At 43.1% G+C, this 19,367-nt stretch carries 15 protein-coding genes; 7 read left to right on the forward strand and 8 right to left on the reverse strand.

Annotated elements, in window-relative coordinates; translation table 11 throughout:
* The 6 genes from BZG81_RS05430 to BZG81_RS05455 all read right to left on the reverse strand — a co-directional run.
* On the reverse strand, window positions 1-406 hold a 406-nt coding region (locus tag BZG81_RS05430), incomplete at its 3' end, for a tellurite resistance TerB family protein (protein WP_131826428.1).
* Between the two features lie 113 nt (window positions 407-519).
* On the reverse strand, window positions 520-1,695 hold the full coding sequence (locus tag BZG81_RS05435) for a tellurite resistance TerB family protein (protein WP_077676913.1): 1,176 nt from the start codon (window positions 1,693-1,695) through the stop codon (window positions 520-522).
* A 22-nt stretch (window positions 1,696-1,717) separates the two neighbouring features.
* The gene (locus BZG81_RS05440) at window positions 1,718-2,701 is read right to left on the reverse strand and encodes a hypothetical protein (protein ID WP_077676914.1); all 984 of its coding nucleotides are present in this window, start codon (window positions 2,699-2,701) and stop codon (window positions 1,718-1,720) included.
* 66 nt (window positions 2,702-2,767) lie between these two features.
* A complete protein-coding gene (locus BZG81_RS05445) occupies window positions 2,768-6,391 on the reverse strand; it encodes a patatin-like phospholipase family protein (protein WP_077676915.1) in 3,624 nt (1,207 codons plus the stop codon).
* Between the two features lie 11 nt (window positions 6,392-6,402).
* A complete protein-coding gene (locus BZG81_RS05450) occupies window positions 6,403-8,028 on the reverse strand; it encodes a dynamin family protein (RefSeq protein ID WP_077676916.1) in 1,626 nt (541 codons plus the stop codon).
* Between the two features lie 21 nt (window positions 8,029-8,049).
* Window positions 8,050-9,111, reverse strand: a complete 1,062-nt coding sequence (locus BZG81_RS05455; RefSeq protein WP_077676917.1) for a helix-turn-helix transcriptional regulator — start codon at window positions 9,109-9,111, stop codon at window positions 8,050-8,052.
* Between the two features lie 224 nt (window positions 9,112-9,335).
* On the opposite strand from BZG81_RS05455, the gene BZG81_RS05460 reads away from it, so the two are divergent.
* The 4 genes from BZG81_RS05460 to BZG81_RS05475 all read left to right on the forward strand — a co-directional run bounded on the left by BZG81_RS05460 (window position 9,336) and on the right by BZG81_RS05475 (window position 13,421).
* On the forward strand, window positions 9,336-9,971 hold the full coding sequence (locus BZG81_RS05460; RefSeq protein ID WP_077676918.1) for a GGDEF domain-containing protein: 636 nt from the start codon (window positions 9,336-9,338) through the stop codon (window positions 9,969-9,971).
* A gap of 193 nt (window positions 9,972-10,164) precedes the next feature.
* A complete protein-coding gene (locus tag BZG81_RS05465) occupies window positions 10,165-11,769 on the forward strand; it encodes an ABC-F family ATPase (RefSeq protein ID WP_021023270.1) in 1,605 nt (534 codons plus the stop codon).
* Window positions 11,770-11,872: 103 nt separating this feature from the next.
* The gene (locus BZG81_RS05470) at window positions 11,873-12,355 is read left to right on the forward strand and encodes a DUF2780 domain-containing protein (RefSeq protein ID WP_077460594.1); all 483 of its coding nucleotides are present in this window, start codon (window positions 11,873-11,875) and stop codon (window positions 12,353-12,355) included.
* A gap of 169 nt (window positions 12,356-12,524) precedes the next feature.
* Window positions 12,525-13,421, forward strand: a complete 897-nt coding sequence (locus tag BZG81_RS05475; protein WP_025744670.1) for a DMT family transporter — start codon at window positions 12,525-12,527, stop codon at window positions 13,419-13,421.
* Window positions 13,422-13,489: 68 nt separating this feature from the next.
* On the opposite strand, the gene BZG81_RS05480 is transcribed toward BZG81_RS05475, so the two are convergent.
* The gene (locus BZG81_RS05480; protein WP_131826429.1) at window positions 13,490-14,470 is read right to left on the reverse strand and encodes a VirK/YbjX family protein; all 981 of its coding nucleotides are present in this window, start codon (window positions 14,468-14,470) and stop codon (window positions 13,490-13,492) included.
* A 176-nt stretch (window positions 14,471-14,646) separates the two neighbouring features.
* Window positions 14,647-16,383 carry a methyl-accepting chemotaxis protein gene (locus BZG81_RS05485; RefSeq protein ID WP_077676919.1) on the reverse strand — a complete coding sequence of 579 codons (1,737 nt, stop codon included), beginning with the start codon at window positions 16,381-16,383 and terminating at the stop codon, window positions 14,647-14,649.
* Between the two features lie 315 nt (window positions 16,384-16,698).
* Here BZG81_RS05485 and BZG81_RS05490 point away from each other — a divergent pair, with 315 nt between their 5' ends.
* The 3 genes from BZG81_RS05490 (at window position 16,699) to BZG81_RS05500 (ending at window position 19,347) form a co-directional block, all read left to right on the forward strand.
* Window positions 16,699-18,600, forward strand: coding sequence for a bifunctional metallophosphatase/5'-nucleotidase (locus tag BZG81_RS05490; RefSeq protein ID WP_077676920.1), 1,902 nt, complete (start codon window positions 16,699-16,701; stop codon window positions 18,598-18,600).
* Window positions 18,601-18,794: 194 nt separating this feature from the next.
* Entirely contained in the window at window positions 18,795-19,031 is a 237-nt protein-coding gene (locus BZG81_RS05495; RefSeq protein ID WP_077676921.1) for a TA system antitoxin ParD family protein, read from the forward strand.
* Window positions 19,000-19,347, forward strand: a complete 348-nt coding sequence (locus tag BZG81_RS05500) for a type II toxin-antitoxin system RelE/ParE family toxin (protein WP_077676922.1) — start codon at window positions 19,000-19,002, stop codon at window positions 19,345-19,347. The genes BZG81_RS05495 and BZG81_RS05500 overlap by 32 nt, the downstream gene beginning before the upstream one ends.
* The last annotated feature ends 20 nt before the right edge of the window (window positions 19,348-19,367 follow it).

Consider the following 19,367-nt stretch of genomic DNA (forward strand, 5'->3'; position numbering starts at 1 on the left):
CCCCTTTAGCCACTTCAAATTGAAAAGCAAGTTCATCAATAACTTCTTTCTCTTTCTGTGACATATCCCCGTCACGGTAGCTTATCATTAGAGCATCAAACAAAAAGAGTTGTGCAATCGGCTTGCGCTTGAAGCATTTCAAGATACTTTGTATAGTACTTTTGTCTGGCTGCTGAGCAAAATCAACACAGATATCAATAAGTGACTCATCTAATTCAAAAGAATTAACTAGAATCAGCAAATAGTTTTTCTCTTCTTCATGAATCCTTCCGTCGGCATTCATAACCAAAGCCAACCCTTGAAGATAGAGCACTCTATCTTCAAGAGGTAAGAATTTTGCAGCATGGTTTAAAAAAGCATTACTTTCTTTTGCTGCTTCTTTTATTTTTTCCAATATACTTTCCAAAGCAACCTGCTTCCGTTATCAATATCACATTTCAAAAAAAAACAGATAAAAGACTTATACTTCTCAGTAAAAAATAGCGATAGGAAAGCCTAGATTTAACTGAGAAGTTAAGACTATATAAGTTTAACTTTATGAATAGATCCTCTCGAATCAGAATCAGTCTTACCATACCAAAGAGAATAAGCTTTCTCACTCCCTATATTATTAAATTTATTGTTGCTACTTGAATGCAAAACAGTCTGACCGTAAATATTGTATCTAGACCCCTTAGAGTAACGCCATAAGAAACCATCGATAATAATAAATTGACCTTCTTGATATGGCTGAGTTAGGTTTATTATTCTTGGATCTTCTGGGTCAACTTCTCCAACAACTACAGAACTTTCAGTTCCACCCCAAATGAAATTATACGTGTCAAATCCATTAAGGTTAAGTACACTTCCTAAATATTCAACTAATTTTATCTCACTTACAACCTTTGGTTCTTTCAAAAATAACTCTTTCGTTTCTTTATTGTAACCAATACCAAGATTAGCCAAGGAGAACTCTCCGAACTCTGGAACTTCAACAACTTCTAATATTACTTTTATCTCTCCTCTATTGATTCCCGACTGCAGCAATGGAATAATAACTTCATTGTCAATATCTAAAGATGGATTGTTAGGGTCAAAGTCACCTACTAATCTTTCTTTAATAATTCTAAGAACTCTATCTTTCCTTAAATCACTTGTCCTTTCCAAAATATCGCCCATATCAACATCAAAATAATCCAACAAGTGATTAAAGTGCTCTGGATTTAACAAATGACTAGAAAAATATAATGAGCTCTCATCCCAATCCTTATTTTTAATATGACAGAACAAGTCAAATATATCTTGATATGTCCCCTTCAACACTTCGAGTTCTTGTGCAACTTTGTCAACAACAGCTTTTTCACGTTCATCGACACTATCATCTCGGCGAGTCATCATAAGTGCATCAAACAAGAATAATTGAGAAATTGTTCTGCGTCTAAATGTGCGGAAGAACGCTTGAACTGTATCTTTTTCGGGCCGACTTGCAAACTCGACAAACTCTTCTATAATAGATTCGTCCATTTCAAACGATTTGATCAAAATACGAATATATTCTTTCTCCTCTGGGTGAATGTCTCCATCAGCGTTCATTATAAGAGCTAAACCTTGCAAATAGAGCAAACGCTCTTCGAGCGGTAAATCCTTTGCCGCATGATTTTCAAACGCATTTGCTTCTTTCGTTGCTTCATTAATCACATCTAATATGTCCATCATATTATAAACACTCCAATTTTCATCAAATTAAATCACGAAGTTCTTTAAGCGCATCCATGCTAGCGTCTAATTGCTCTGCGCCTCTTTGAACTGAATCCACTTCAGAAACACCTTCAAGCTTACAGTTGTTGAATAATTTTCTTTTAAAAAATAATGTTAGCACTAGCATTTTAGAGTGAACGCTAACAACATTGCAATTAGATATTGACTCTAAACTAATTTTACTAATCGTCATTTCATGGCTGTGTTCATTGAAAGGACCTCCTTCATCGAAACTAGGATTCTCTTCGCCAATCAACCATATTTTTGTTTTGTCTGCTCCCGCGCCATTTATTGTAGCGCCAAATAATTTATCAACATCCTCTTCTGACAACCAAAACTCGCCCTTACCCAGCTTTATATTTACATTGAAAACATCTCGACCAAGAAGAATGCGAAATTTTTCATAGCTTGAAACCTTCACGCTTTCAGGTTCATAATCAACTCTGGCATATTCCAGTAAATGCTTCCAATCCCAATACTCTTCGCCCTCAATAGTTTTAATGTTGTTTTTATCTCTAGAATTGATAGCGTTAATCACTTTCTCTACTATTTCTAAATTTTCGCCTGGAAAATTTAACAAGTAGCTCATCTGCTTAATAACCTCTTTTTTTACCTTATCATAACTACCACCTAGGTGGCATATCATAACAGCGTCGTAAAAAAACGTGCTCACTAGATTATTAGCACTCAGTATCTTTGTGAGTTCCTCAATAAAATCTTCATCTATTGATTGTACGTTTTGTTCAATCTCTTCTAATAACTCATCAGGAAGTTCCAATGTTCTCAGTAACGTACCTACAAACGTTTTCTCTGATTTATCGGCCTGCTCATCAGATCCCATAATAAGCCCAAGGCCATAAAGGTATGTCACTTTGTACTCTAAATCCAAGTCACCTATTGGATGCTCTGATAGTTTTAATTTTTCATCATTATAGTTTTTTAGTGTTTTTAAAATATAACTCATAATTGCCTCGAATAAAGCTGTTTAGTTATGGAGCTTTGCACTTCCACAAAACTCCATAGCGCTAAGCTAGCCATTATCAATTTTCTGCTTTAGGGTAGACATTGCAGCTAGCGCTTGCGTTAGCTGCTTCTTCGTCTCTTCAAATGTGTCTGCTTGTTCTTTATGTTGTTTTTGCAGTTCAACAAGCTGCTCGTTACGCGCTTGCTTCTTCTGCTCAAAAGTAATATAAAGTTGCTGACTAAAGTTTCTTACTACACGAGCTAGATGATCAGCTACTGTATCCATAATTTGGCTTGTCGCTTCTGGTATCACTTGGTCACGAATTTTCTGCTCAATTTGCGAGTCTCGATCCGCTTCGTTGTCTTTTTTCTTACCAAGCAAACCGCCTAAGATACCAACAACAAGACCAGCAATCGGACCTAGTACAACTAAGCTAATCGCCCCTGCAATGGTTCCTGAGCTTAGTGAGAATTTCTCTTTCTCTTGCGGTGGAATATCTAGATGAACTCCAATGTCATTTACATCGACAGTGTCGTTACTCTCTAACTTACGCTCGAATCGTTCTAGCTCTTTTTCAATGAGTTCATCTAGCTCAACCTGTACTACTGGTCGTACGATGCTAGCCATTGAGTCAGACAAAGTATTACTCTTAGCCGCACTTACTAAGCGGTGTGTATTGTTCGATAATACAGAACTAATTTTAGCGGTAAGTTGCTCTTTACCTACGCTGCATAGATTATACTCAAGCTCGGTTATCATCTGTTCAAGGCGTTGCTTTTCTTTATTAAAGTTCTGCTCTAGGCCGTTTATCTTATCTTCAATTTCAACCGCACTATTTGAGGTATAAAATATTTTCGCTTTTAAAGCTTCTCCAATGCTGGCAATCAATGATGACAGTGCTGGGTAATAACGATGTTTCAGCAACATATCAAACTGGCTTGCAGCATTATCAATGATCGTTTCAAAGCCTTTTATCGTATATAGCTGTTTATCTTGCGTTTCGATACTTGTTACTTCAAAGTCATCTTGCATTCTTTCATTGAGCGTTTGCTTCACTTGTTCAATGGTTTTTGCTAATTCGACTTCAGACTTACGAGCCGCTTTGGAAATTAAACAGGCAATGTCTTTATTGTGGTCGTAGTAAATCTCTTCGATGCGTTCTACGACTGTGTTATCAAACGGGATATTAGCAGGGAATAGAGTAACAAAGTAGTCGCCACGCTCTAGATAGGTTGCTATCGCTTTCTGATGCGCTTTGTTACGAGCGTCAAAGCCAGGCATGTCGACTAGCACTATGTCWCTTCTATTCTTTAGGCGTTGGTTATTAAGCTCTACAGTCAGATAGGCTACTTGTTCAGTAGGCTGAAAGCCTTGTAACACATTCAACGAGTAAACCGCTGGTTGAGTACCATCAACGTAATGAACCGTAAATTGCTCCACGTCACCGTAAGTCAATTCGGTGGCTACTGCTGTTTCTGGTGCAATATTTACCTTTAAGTAGTCTTTACCTAAGTAGCTATTAAGTAATGAACTCTTACCTGCTGAGAATTTACCGATGATCGGAATGACCACCGTGTAGTTGTTAATTCGTGAGTTAAGAAACTCTAACTGCTCTTTGATACTTTCATCACTCAAGTATTGAGTGTTAGCTTCTTTTAACTCTGCAATCACTGATAACCACTGAGCCTGAACTTGAGAAGCAATAGATCCATTTGGCAGTAACGGAGTTTCCTCTGATGTCAGATTAAGTGTCACTGGTCTGCGATCATTTTGACGTATGGAATGAAGAAGCTCTAAACCTAACTCTTTTGCAGGACGAGGAGTAAAGAGGTTCAATCCAAGCTCGGCCTCTAACTCACCAATAATATCTCGGTCACTTGATACCTCATCCACCATCTGAATGCCTTTCAGCAGAGGGAAATCATTCTCCATATGGCTCGCTATAGGCAAAATATACTGACCATCAATACTATCAATGAGTCTACGTTCCTGAGACTCCCAGATGAGAGAGGCGGGCACTAGCTCCTCTTCATCAATTTTCAAAGCTTTCATTGCATTTACATAGCGAGCTAACTCATTATTTTCCCAAATACGACCAGACGTTAGATAAAAGCTACTCGTGAGGTCAAGTAGCGACTGATAGGCATTGGAACCTAAGCCTCTAGCCGTAGCGACATGAAACCAGTCATTAATGATTTGGTYTCTTTCTAAAACCTCAACTCTTTGAGAGACATGCGATATTTTTTGAGAAAGTTCTGCTTCCAACACTTTAAAGCCATTATTCATAAGTGCTAACGAACGGCTGAGTCGATGCTCTGCCATCTGGATGCTTCCATATAATACATTGACATGGTTCATTAGATAGTTGGTTTTATTTGATAGAGAGGCAACAACTTCTACTGTTAGCTTGTTTTTCTCATTCAGCTTTTGTATCAAGCGTTGGTTAGCATAAATTGCTCTGTTTAAACCATGATTAACCTCTGCCTGTCGAACATTATTACTGCCAGTCAGATTACCGATGATACGCCCAAACCTGCTTTGCTCTAGTTGTGTATTGATTGCGCCTTCAGTCGATACAAGTGTTGTAATTGATGAAAAAGCCTCATTAATTAACTCCGAAGAGTTGTCTTTCATTTCGGCGATCAAACTATCAATGCTGCTATCAATGAAGGCTTGTTCTTGTACACCAATCTCTTTTGCAACTTGTTGTGTGACTTCTTTAATGCTTTCATAGCTATCAAGCTGACCACTTCTTATTTGCTTATTCAGATAGACGCTTTGATCGAACTCTTTTGCATCTTCTGCAAGCTTATCGATAACCGCTACAAACTGCTCTTCCGTATCCTGAAACTCTTTAAACTGCTCCAAAATTCGCTTCACATCCTCATAGCCTTCATCAATCAGTTTGCCTGCATTTTCAGGAGTAAAATTAAGAGGTGCAATTAACCCATCAAATTCTCTATTGGGTACGATATTCCAGAAACGAACATTAGGGTATTGTTTCTCTGTCTGAGATAACTGTGGGTCTCGCTCTAAATATAGATTAATGATGTGAGTACAGTTGTGCTGTTCGATCAACACCTTATAAGGGGTGTTATCGCTATACTCACCAGGCAATACGCCACCATCGAAGTAAGTCGTTCCATCAATATCGATGCCATCAAAGACAATAGGAATGGCTGCTGATGCCAGTAGCCACTGAACTATACTTGTCGGTGTTTTATCTGTTAGATCTGGGTACTCTAATTTTCGGGAACTAGAGTTCAATGCACAAACGTGGAACGGGATTTGACTTCGACTAACGTCATCACAAGCACCACTTGTTTCAATTAGGTATTTCAGCCCACTTTGATTAAATAACCCCTGTGATTGACTCAACCCCGTGATAGCCAAAACTGCTCTAGCTGCCAATGACGGTGTGAACAATATACTCGTATAGGAAGCGGCTTTTCTAGCAAGATTGTCTTTATTTAAAGACATAATTTGGTCTTCAGAGATGCCACGCCATAGCTTTTCTGCGGCTGATACATTACCTTGTACGAACAAAGCGCCATTCAAGCCCCCTACTGACGTACCAGCAACCGCTTCTACATTTTTGTCTAGGCCAAACTCGTGCAGTGCTTTCCAAGCGCCTACTTCATAAGCGCCTTTTCCGCCCCCCCCAGAGAAGACAATACCCAATTTACTCATTGTTTAACCTATTATTCGAAACTGACAGACACTGATGCTTTTTTGCTACTAATGATTTGCACTTTCACTTCTTGCGAAACATAAAATTGCTCAAACTTGAGTGACGGTGCTGTTTTATTGATCACATTTTTCATGACCATAATTTCTAGATTTGGGGCTTTATCCAATTTGATAGACAAACCTAAGACACTTACCTTCGTCACCTCCCCCTCTAAACTATCTAAGTTCGCTAAATGAGAAAGAGAACTTTGATCACCTTGAAGAAGAGCATCAAATCTAAATGTCGCGCTTTGTGCTGCGCCTGACTTCTTTCTCATCGCTTTTAGTTGAGTCATACTTGGCTTATCGGATAAGAATATTTGCTTTGATTTACAAACGTCCCTCAACAAATCTTCTATCTGATCATGAATTTTTTCAGAGCCTTGTTTATGACGTTGTATGGTATCTAGTTGAGCTTTAACTTTCTTATGAAAATTAGTCAGGTGTTCCTTCTTATCACCTGTCAGTTTTTCATCAAAGATTAGCTCGTTTAATGTACCAATAGTTAACTTAAGCGTTTGTTGTGTTGCCAAATATTCTCGATGATACTCATCGAATATGTTTGAAAGTTGCCATTTTAATGTTGAGCCTTCGCTGCCTCGATTAATATGAGTAAGAAACTCTTTAAGGCGATCACCATGTTCTGAAATTTCTTTATCGTCTACCGCTGAGTATCCAATAACATCAAGGTAATCAATTTCCGCATTATCAAGATCTTCTTTTGCCTTTGTGATAATGCCTTTCACTTCGGACTCAAGTTTTTTATCAGCTTTACTAAGCACAACCAATACAGGGCTGTCTAACTCCAAACTTTGAAGAAACTCGATATCTTGCTGAGGCACTGTTCCGTTTTGACTATCAACAAGCCATATAAGGTAGTCGGAAACTCTTAAATGTTGACGGGCGATGTTTTCATCAATTTTTTGCTGATTATCAGACTTACTGTATCCTGGCGTATCCAAAAAGATAAGATTAGCGTAACTTAAGATTTTTCTTTCAACAGCAATCATTTGTAGAATATGGCTGAACGTAACTTGATACTTCTTATTAAAAGCATGACAGATTGCTTTAATCGCATCTTCATTGATTTCAGTTTTTTTGCCGTAAAAGTTCAAAGCATCTATTCGGTTTTGGTCGCCTTTGCACAAGAAGGTAGGGATAGATGTTGTAGGTGTTGTATCTACTGGCAAAAGCGATGGGCAACCTAAAACTGTATTTAGAAATCGTGTTTTTCCTGCACTAAAAGAACCACCAACAGCCACAGTATGGCTCTGTTGTAGCTGAGGGAAAGATACAGCCTCTTTTAGTAAATCAAACCACTTTAACAAACGAGCATAAGCTGTTGCCCCACTGGTATTTTCACCTTGTTCTGTATGTGATAAAAACTCGTTATTTATCAGGCATCTAACGTCATCTAATATTTTATCATTTGAAGTTCTTAATTCTGGTTTTGCTACTAAGCTAGCACATAGCTCTAAGCCTAGTTCCGCGTCTTTAAGGTAACAATTGGAGTTACCTAATGATGATATAGGTGTTTCGTCTTTTTTTTCTTCTTCGGATGATGCCAAGTGACGATTCATCAAACTATCAATATCCATCTCATTTAACCTCTACTGTATTTATTTTAGTTGTGGTCTCGGAAGGTTCGATTTATTAGAAGATACACCTTTATCATCAGGAAGATGTTTGTCATCCAATAAGGTTTCACCATATGTTGAAGGCACTGCCTCGCTGATCTCCCTGCCCCACACCAACTCCCCAAACCCATCAAGCCAGTGGGTGAGTTGTTGCGAGCGGATGACCGTGGCGGTGACTTGATAATGATCGTCGTGCTCGGTCATGGTTTGATCGGAAGACAGTGGCGTTTCTTGTAAATAGTGGCCGGCGCTTTTTTTAATGTTAAAGGTCAGTAAGCAGCGCTCGCCCTCTCCAAAGCCAAACCGGCCGTCGTCATCGTATTTTTTCAGATCAAAATCTGGTGGCGGCGTAAATGGGAATTTAGACACATTGGCACGGTTAATGCGGTGAACCGCTATGCTGCGTTCATTGTCGTAGCCCTCGAACCGGCATACTAAATATAAGCGTGGGCCTTGTTGCGCGAGGCCGAGTGGATAAACCCGTTGGCCAGTTTTTTGTTGCTGTTTGGCGTTGTAGTAATCGAGGATTAGCGGATAGTCGTTGTAGAGTGCGTCAGTAACATTTTTAAAAACCTCGTCACTCATCTTGGGGGGGAGCAACGGCTGGGTCTCGCTGACCACACGCACTTTCTTGGTCCAGGCGCGCGCTTTTTCGGCATCACCCGTCGGGTTCAATTCACAGCGCGCTGCCGCAAACATGGTACTGAGTGATTCGGTAACATTAGCCGGCAACAAGTTGGTGAGGTAGTTTTCAGCCAGCGACAACAATAACGCCTCTTGCGTGGATAACTTGCCGTTGCTCAGCTCTGGGGCATAGCGCGATAACCGATACCCATAAGGCTTGCTAGCATCATCACACTCGGCAAACCCTTCCTCGCAAAGCATCTCTAAGTTACGTTGAATGGTACGGATATTGCGTTCTATCCCATCGCTTGCAACGGCTTTTTGTAGATCGCCTGCGGTTTGTTTGATCCGGTGTGAAAGGTGGCGCAACAACAAGAATGCGAGCCTTAGCGAGTCACTTTTAGGCGGACGGGTTGTCATAAATGTTTCGCTGTCTAATGATGTTTCCACTATTATTTACCTGCCTATTTTCACAAACAAGCCGCGATCGCGGTTCCATTTCATAACTGAGCCTACCATCACAAAAAGGCAAAATGCGTCGCATATAAAACAATCAGTTAAACCGATTTAATCAGACACATTCTGTCGCACCGTACCGATAAAGTGGCGTCATACCTGGTTAGGGTGCGTAAAGGAATATAGTCATGAACGATGTGCTAGAACAAGTCAAAACGCTGATAAACGATGACACCAAAACCATTAAACAACTGCGTTATCAGGTGGGTCAGTGTGAACAATTAATTGCCGCGTTAGAAACCGAAAACCAGCGCTTGGTCGATCAGTTGGGGCATTTGGTACAAAAGCTCAATACCGATGACATGACAGGCCTTGCCAACCGGTATCATCTCGAAACCAGCTTCAATACACTGCTAAGCCAACCTCAATGCCACCAGTTGGCACTGGTGTTTATCGATATGAATAAGTTGAAGGCGGTGAATGATCAATACGGCCACCTGGTGGGTGACCAGGCTATTTGTCACCTTGCTACACTGCTCGCCGATAATACGCACGAGGGGATCGCGGCGCGCTTTGGCGGGGATGAGTTTGCGGTGCTATTGCCCAACACCACACACGCGGCTGCCACTGATTGGGCCCAGTCACTGGTAATGCAACTGGCTCATTCACCACTCCTGATTGATCAACGCCCGCATTATTTGAGCTTTAGTTTTGGTGTGAGCGACATGCGTGCGGATAATGCCCCTCAGTTAACCAGCAGTAAAACCGCGTTGGATCAGTTAATTCGTCAAGCGGATACACGTATGCTCACTCGCAAGGCCTAACACCATAGACATCACAAGGTGATAACCAGCATCGCCTTGTGATTCTTCACCATTAATCTGTTAATTCCATCACACTTCTGTACAATGCGCGCTCAGCCATATTTATCTTTACACCCTCTCGCTTGGCCGTGAGTCAGATGCTTTGTTGGCATGACTACACGCCCTGGTTGAGCACATTCGCTAGGAACGTCTTTTGATTTCAATCGCCAATATCACCATGCAGTTTGGTGCCGAGCCGCTATTCGAAAACATCTCTGCCAAATTTGGTAACGGTAACCGCTACGGATTGATCGGAGCCAACGGCTGTGGCAAATCCACCTTGATGAAAATCATGAGTGGCGCGCTCACGCCTACCGCAGGCAATGTGTCCATCACGCCAGGACAAACCTTGGGCGAGCTTAGCCAAGATCAATTTGCCTATGAGCAATACTCAGTGATTGATGCGGTGATGATGGGCGATCGCAAGCTGTGGGAAATCAAACAAGAGCGTGAGCGCATTTATTCTTTGCCGGAAATGAGCGAAGAAGATGGCATGGCCGTCGCAGAGCTAGAAAGCCAGTTCGCGGAAATGGACGGTTATACCGCCGAGAGCCGTGCTGGCGATATTCTGCTGCAAGCGGGGATTGAAGAAGAGCTGCACTTTGGCCTGATGTCGCAAGTGGCACCGGGTTGGAAATTACGGGTGCTGCTTGCCCAAGCTTTGTTTGCGAATCCTGATATTTTGCTGTTGGATGAGCCGACCAACAACTTGGATATTCATACCATCAACTGGTTAGCCGGTGAGCTGCAACAGCGCCAGTGCACCATGATTATCATTTCTCACGATCGTCACTTCTTGAACGCCACGTGCACCCACATGGCCGATATCGACTTTGGCGAGCTACGTGTATATCCAGGCAACTACGATGACTTTGTCGCCGCATCTAGCTTGGCACGCGAGCAACTGTTGTCGAGCAACGCCAAAAAAGAAGCGGAGCTTAGTGAGCTGCAAGACTTCGTGAATCGCTTTGGTGCCAATGCCTCTAAAGCTAAGCAAGCCAGTTCACGCGCCAAACGCATGGAAAAGATCCAGCTTGATGAAGTCAAAGCGTCTAGCCGTGTGCACCCTTACATTCAATTTACCGAAAGCAAAAAACTCCACCGTCAAGCGGTCGAATTACGCGAGGTTGGCCATACCTTTGACGAGACAGCTTTATTTAAAAACGGTCACTTTTTGCTTGAAGCGGGCTCGCGCCTGGCGATCATTGGCGAAAATGGTGTGGGTAAAACCACCCTGTTGCGTTGTTTAGTGGGCGAGCTTGCGCAAAGCGAAGGCACAATTAAATGGTCAGAAAACGCATCCATTGGTTACTGTGCGCAAGATAACAGTGCCGAGTTTGATAACGATCTCACCGTGTTTGAGTGGATGTCGCAATGGCGTACGGCCAAGCATGATGATTTGATTGTTCGTGGCATTTTGGGTCGCTTGTTGTTCTCAGCAGATGATGTGAACAAAAAAGCGAAAAGCTGCTCAGGGGGCGAGAAAAACCGCCTGATGTTCGGCAAGCTGATGATGCAAGATATCAATGTGATTGTGATGGACGAGCCCACCAACCACATGGATATGGAAGCCATCGAATCACTCAATAAAGGCCTAGAGCAATTCCCAGGCACTTTGATTTTTGTCAGCCACGACCGTGAATTTGTGTCGTCACTGGCCACTGACATTATTGAGATCAAAGACCAGCAATTGATCCACTTTAACGGCAGTTACGATGAATACCTCGCCCACTTAGAAAAAGTACGTGCGGTGGCTTGATCATAAGACTGAGCCTGAATTTGCCGCTGATTGGCTTCCATTCAGCGGCAAGTCCCGCTATACCTAGAGTAACGTGCTTATTCTTTATAACGAGCGAGGGATCATGAAATACGCGGCCACACTGTTAACGCTTTCCAGTCTTCTTCTTACCACTCCGAGCTATGCCCTTTTCGGCCAGGGCGATAAAACCACTGATGTGATGACGCAAATGGCAACCCAATTTGCCGGTGATGAGGTAAGCCAATCTCCGCTCGTTAAATCGATCACTGAACAAGTGGATGTGAGCCCAGCTCAAGCAACAGGTGGCGCCGGGGCCTTACTCGCCATGGCAGCGAATGGCCTCACCGGCAGCGATCAACAAGAGCTTGCAAGTTTACGCCCTGATTTATCGTCGCTTTCGTCATTACTCGGAGACAATGCGAGTGCGGGTGGCATCGGTTCAATGGGTGATGTGTATCGTGCAGCAGAAAAACTTGGTATCGACGCAGCCACGTTAAAGCAGTTTGTTCCGGTTGTGCTCGACTATTTGGGCCAGCAAGGCGCGAGCGATGGATTGCTAAGCTCGCTAACCCAACTTTGGCCATAGCGCGACGCGACTTAAACACCGATTAAATTACTCCGTCGCCGCATGCCTCGGCAGTTTAAACAACGACAACGCGCGGCAATCGCTGACGCGCGTTTATTTATCGAATCATCAAGCAAAGCGCACCGAGACGCGTTATCATAGTCGCCCTGTTGTTTAAGTTTGTATGATTATGCCTGCCTTCTCTTTCTCTGCGATCCCAGTTGGGATCCGCTTTATGCTTCTGTCTGCGCTTGGCTTTGCCTTGATGTCCGCCTGTGTGAAATACGTGGCTGTCAATGGTATCCCGGTATTTGAGATTGTCGCCGCCCGAGCACTGGTGTCGCTCATCATCAGCTACACCGATGTGAAACGTAAAGGCCTGTCGGTATGGGGTAACAATAAGCAACTCCTGTTGCTGCGTGGTGTACTCGGTACAGCCGCGCTGATGTGTGTGTATTATGCGGTCACGACTTTACCCTTAGCCGAAGCCACTGTTTTGCAATACACTCACCCGGTGTTTACTGCTGTGCTTGGGTTGGTGTTACTCAAAGAGCGATTACAAGGCGCCACGTTGGTGTGTATTGCGCTTTGTTTAATCGGGCTTTACGTGATGGTGCAACCTAACCTTAACGGTAATATTGCGGAGGCCTTGCCCACGTTTAGCGTGATTATTGCGCTTCTGGGGGCATTAGGCAGCTCAATGGCTTATGTGATTGTGCGTAAACTCAGCCGCACCGAAGACAGCTCGGTAATTATTTTGTACTTTCCCATGGTTGCCCTACCCGTCGCGACCGTGCTGATGTGGCCACAGTTCGTGATGCCAAGTTTATCGCTCACATTGCTATTGGTTTTAGTCGGTGTATTTACCCAGGTTGGCCAGTATGGACTCACCAAAGCCATGCAAACCCAACAAGCCGGTGAAGCGTCTGCTTATGCCTATATACAAATTGTGTTCTCAACCTTGCTTGGGGTATGGATCTTTAATGAAGTGCCCTCAATTTGGACCTATCTCGGTGGTGGGTTAATTGTGGCAGGCGCATTATTCAATGCAGTTGGCCATCGCATCTTTCGGCGACGTATCGTATAACACTCGCACATTCAAAGGTTTAATACGAGCAAAACTGGCCTCATTTGAGGCCAGTTTTGGTTTGCTGATCAGGCAACTTGATCCATTTCTGTGCGAGTTTCTGTGAGTCCGTTCAACGTAAAGCTCATATTTTGCTCCAAGGCATGAAGCCAAGCATAACGTTTAGTATACAAGCGTCGTTTACTGCTGCTCAATTGAGTGACATCTTTACGCAACGGCTGCATCGCTAAAGTAAAAAAGTACCGATCTTGTGGTGTGCCATCATATTCACGCCAGAGCGCATCATAATCAAAGGTAACGACATTTCGCTTGGAGGTGACATAACGAATCGCTTTATAAATATGGCCTTTATTAGACACCGCATAACAGCGCTCGGCTCCCATGATCCGTCCTAGCATCAGCACTAACTCTAACATCAAGGCTTTTGTGCGCAAGCCGTGAGCGGTTTTCGTTAATATTTTAATGATCTGCTGGCGTTCGGGCACACTGTCGCTTGGGCCTTGCAGCGCACCAATATACAGATCACGCCCACCACGGTTAAAGTGGAACGAAATACTATACACGCCTTGCTTGCTCTCCACGTCATACAACGACAGACCCAATGCTCCTTCGCGAATCGCACCACGATAGAAACGCACGCCATAGCTGCGGCCATTATTGGCGGTAAAGCTGGCAAGCAGCAGCCCCGTGACAGAGAAAATAGTGCTGCAATGAGGACCAAAGGTATTCGCCATAAAACGATAATGGTCATGCAACATTTCAACCCGCTCCAGCATGGTTAGCGACACATTCAGATACGGTTTGAGCGGTTTGGTGATCACTTCTGGATAGTCAGCTAATACAGGTTCCAAATGCGGCTCGTCAAACACCCCAACCATTCGCTCCATAATATTCGAAAATGCAAAGCCCAACGCATAAAAGCGCCAGTTCTTGCTCACCACTCGCCATCCTTTGCTGTTCGGGTAAATTTTGTCAGCCCAGTTCACAAGGCTAGTAAGGTGTTGTTTACGGATATTCATCACAGCCAAACCCAGTTCATTGTGTCGCATAAAACGCGTTAAAGAAGGCTGACTATAATCACCAAGTAGAAAAAAGGCTGTCGTGAGAATGTACGAGTGTGTCAGTGTTTGTCGGTAGATCTCATTGCAATGAGAGAACGTATGAGCGTTTGGACAAAACCGGATTGCTCACTCGAGCAATCCGGTTAACAGTCATCGCCTGTCAATTAGGTACGAATATCCTGAATAGCACCGTTCAATGCGTTAACGTTATCTTTTAAATCAGACACAATCGGGCCCAGTTGATCAATCGCTTCATGCATATCGCTTGATAAGGTTTTTATGTTTGATAAATTGCTCGAGATTTCATCACTGACAGAAAGCTGTTCTTCCGTGGCCGATGCAATCGATGAATTCAGTCGATGGATTTCTATCGCAGATTCTTTGATCGTGCCAAGCGATTCGTTTGCGGTGGTCATATTGTCACGTGTCGATGCAATCTTATCTGCGTTAACACGAATAGTCTGTGTTGATTGTTCCGCCTTACCTTGCAAACCACCGATCATTTCTTCAATCTCTCCAGCAGATTTTTGTGTCCGTTGCGCTAAAGATCTCACCTCGTCGGCCACAACCGCAAACCCACGACCTTGATCGCCTGCACGCGCCGCTTCGATGGCTGCGTTTAGCGCTAAGAGGTTGGTTTGCTCTGCAATGCCTTTAATCACATCAAGTACATTACCTACATTAGTGGATTCATCGGCAAGCTCTTGGATCACCTCCGATGTCTTTTTGAATTCAGTTTCTAAACTGCCAAACTCGACCATGGTTTTATCGAACACATCTTTACTGGTGGTGGTTTCTTTCTCGGTACTACCTGCGTACTYTTCTGCCATGGAGGTGTTCTCCGCTACCGTGGCAAGGGCGGAGGTCATTTCTTCCATGGCCGTGGCACCCATCTCGAGCTCTTGGTTTTGCTGGTTAGATATTTTGGCATTTTTACTGGTAATATCGACCAAACTATCCGTAATCTGAGCGATCATATGATTAACGTCATTAATTTTATTAATCGTCGATGAGTAACTCCCGATAACTTTATTAACAGTATTACCAATGGTTCCAATTTCATTCTTTTTACTATCGTCGACTCGCAACGTAAGATCTGAATTATCATCTACTTTTTTTAGCGTGGATGCCATCTTATCGATTGGATTAACAACCGTTCGTTTCGTGATGATGTATCCCAAAATCGCAATTACGATCACCACTGCTAACGAGATATTGCCGATGAGCACCGTTTTTTTGACACTAGATGCTGCCTCGTTAAACTGTGTATCCGTTCGCTGTTCCAACGCAATAAAAAAGCTTTCGATGGGTTTCATGATTTTTGCTTTTTCTTGGTGATACTGCGAGCTATGCAATAGCTCAATCGCCATTTGTTTGTCGGGCTCTCCTCGAACAGTATAATTACCGCTGCTGTCCGGATATAGTCCTTTAACCGCGTTCATGGCTTTGACTTCCATATTCACCAGCCCATCAGAATTGGCCTGAGCCTTTTTGAGTAAATCAAACTCTTTCTCGGTAAAGCCTAAATCTCTCATCCGTTGATTTAACGAAATAGCTTGGCCATCTGGTTTAGGTTTTTGACCATGTTCTAACACTAAGTCCCAGTAGATCGTATGATAGTTAACAGGCCGAGGTTTCTCACCGTTACGAATGGCTAGAATATCGTTATACATTTTTTCATACTTTTCATTGCCGGTAACTGTGTAAGTTCTACCCAGACGCGTTAAGTCATCAGAGCTTTGTCTTAATTCATCGGCCGTTTGATACGATTCATATCGCACCTGAGCCATTTCATCGACTTTATTCATCAAGCCATTAAGCTGAATGATCGTAAAAAAACTCACCACAATGCCTGCACCAATAATAAAAAACACTAATTTCATGGTGTTATTGATGTTCATACCCATTCCTACCGCCTCTATCACATTTATATCTACTTAAAATTGTTCAATTTCAGCGTAGGACAGAATCATTTCATCGACTTTGAAAAATAAAAGAAAAAGACAAAAAAACCTCAAGCATCTGATTAATATAAAATTAAAGCATGATCTTCGTTGTCACAGGCCTTGTTCTATCCCTGACATTGTTGAAAGAGTGCAACATCTCATAAAAATGTAATCTACTGATATTAACAATCAAAAAGCATGAAGTTAGTCACTCTATGTAGTGCTCATTTCCCTTAAGGTTCGCCTAACTTTTTAAACAGGTACCCTCTGATGAAAAAAAACGCACTCGCTAGTCTGATCATGCTCTCACTCTCGTTCCCCACTCTTGCCGCTGATGGGGATATGCATAATGTCACTATCCTTGGCACATCAGATTTACATGGCCATTTCATGCCATGGGATTACGCGGCAGACAAACTCAATATGCGTGGCAGTTTGAGCCAGATCGCGACCAAGGTAGCGGATATTCGTAGCACCAACAAAAATGTCATCATGGTCGATGCGGGTGACACCATTCAAGGTAACTTTGTCGAGACGTTTAAGGATGAAGAGACAAGCCCAATGATGCTTGGTTTTAACCAAATGGATTATGATGTATGGGTCATGGGTAACCACGAGTTTGATTTTGGCTTGGATGTTTTGCAGCGCTCGCTCGATCAATTTGAGGGACAATCACTCGGCGGCAATATTAAACGACCTGACGGCAACCCTTTTTTACCCGCTCATACCATCATCGAGCGAAATGGCATCAAAGTGGGTGTAATTGGTATGGATACACCGATGACACAAGTCTTTGCCGAAGGCACCGGGCGACTCGAAGGCGTGACCTTTACCAACCCTTCACTGGAAGTTAAAAAAGTGGTCGAGACACTCAAAAATGATGTCGACGCTCTTATCTTAGTCGCCCACATGGGCCTGGATAATGAAAACGACATTGCGAATACCGGGGTCACAGATATTGCCAATGCCAATCCAGAACTTGATGCGATTGTCGCCGGCCATATGCATACTCGCATTGATAAAGCAGTTGTTAATGGTGTGATCGTGACTGAGCCGGATAAATACGGTCGTGCTCTATCTCGTATTGATCTCTCGTTTGAGGAAAAAAACGGTCAATACACATTGGTTAACAAAGATAGTTTTACTTATAAAATTAAAGGCACAGCGTCAGATCCAGAAATGGAAACCTTGTACCAGCCTTACCACCAACGCCTTCGTGCGATGGCAAACCGCGAAGTCGCGGAATTAAGAGGGGTGGATTTGGTCCCCCAGAATGAGATCCGAGGGATCCCGCAAGTTCACATTCAAGATACTGGCATTAGTGCACTGTTCCAAGAAGCCAGTTTTTTCTATGCACCAAAAGCCAACGTGATTGCTCTGCAAATTGATAATGACAATGCCGAGCTAAACGTCGGTCCGATTAAAGCAAAAGATATCGCCTATAACTATCAATATGCTGGCGGCGAAATTACTGTCTATCAAATGACCGGGGCAGATCTACGCAAATATATGGAATGGTCCGCTGACTATTTCAACTCAGTCAAACCGGGTGATGTCACCTATAGCTTTAACCCTGAACGTCGCGCATCGAAATACTCAACCAATGACTTTTTTGCGGGAGTCACCTATACCATTGATCTTACTCAACCGGCAGGAAAACGCATAACAGATTTAGCCTTTGCTGATGGACAGCCAATTACCGATACAACCGAGATAAACCTCGGGATGAATAGTTATCGAATGGGGCACCTGACCAAATCAGGTGGCGCGTTAGAAGGAAAAGATTTTCCGGTGCTGTTCGACTCAGAACAAGCTTATGGTGAAGAAGAAGGTACCATCAGAAATATGACTATTCGCTATCTAACAGAGGAAAAAGGTGGCGTTTATACCGGCAAACCTATGGCTCGCTGGCAGTTAAAAGGTCTAGATATTGACACTAACACACGCAATATCATTAAAGATTTGGTCAACAGCAAGCAAATTGATGTACCAAGTAGCGACGACGGGCGTTATACCAACGTTGCTGCGATCAACGTAAAAGGCTTACGTTTTAACACCAAAGAAGAAAAAGCCGAAGCACTGGCCGTTCGTGAAGCAAAACTCGCTACGGCAACAGGCACAGAGAAAGAAAACCTTGAACGAGAAATCGTCATCATCAACGCGCTGAACTAGGCTCGCTGGTATAGCTTATGCGGTCGGTAACACCCCGGCCGCATACCCCTGCCCATGATCAAGAATTATCACGATATAAGCCGTGCGCAGTGCAACTGGCGCATTACGCCAGGAACGCAGCCTTAAACAAATTGCAAGGCGCGACATTTTGTCGCACAATGACTTGTACAGACATATAAGCGAGGTAATGAATCATGCCAACCAGTGTACGGTTAGATGATGAGTTTGTGTCAGATGTAAAAGTGCATGCAGAAGCTGAAATGCGCTCTGTGCCCAAGCAAATTGAGTATTGGGCAAAAATTGGGAAAATCATGACTGAGAACCCTGATTTACCCTATAGCTTTATGCAAGAAGCCCTGATTGCATCTGAAGAAGTCAAACTTGGTAAGGTAAAACGTTATGAGCGACGGACCCCACGACAATCAGATTGATGTTTTCGTCTCTCGTGTTTTTGAAAAGCAGATGAACAAGCTGTCCGACGCGCAATGTGAAGTGGTCGAGGACCAGATAGATAGAATCATTGAAGAGCCCACACTCGGCAGCCAGAAAAAAGGCGATCTCTCTTATCTTTGGGTGCACAAGTTCAAGCTCGATAGGCAAGAGGTGTTGCTTGGCTACGCTTGGGTTGAAAACAAACTCGAGCTCTACCTGCTTAATATCAGCTCGCACGAGAATTTCTACGCGACGATGAAAAAGCGAAAAAAAGCGGATTTAAAGATCATTGGTGAACCGCCAAATCGACGTTAGTGACAGTGAATGAAAATCCG

The organism is Salinivibrio sp. MA607 (assembly GCF_001996245.1).
Taxonomy (GTDB): Bacteria; Pseudomonadota; Gammaproteobacteria; order Enterobacterales; family Vibrionaceae; genus Salinivibrio; species Salinivibrio costicola.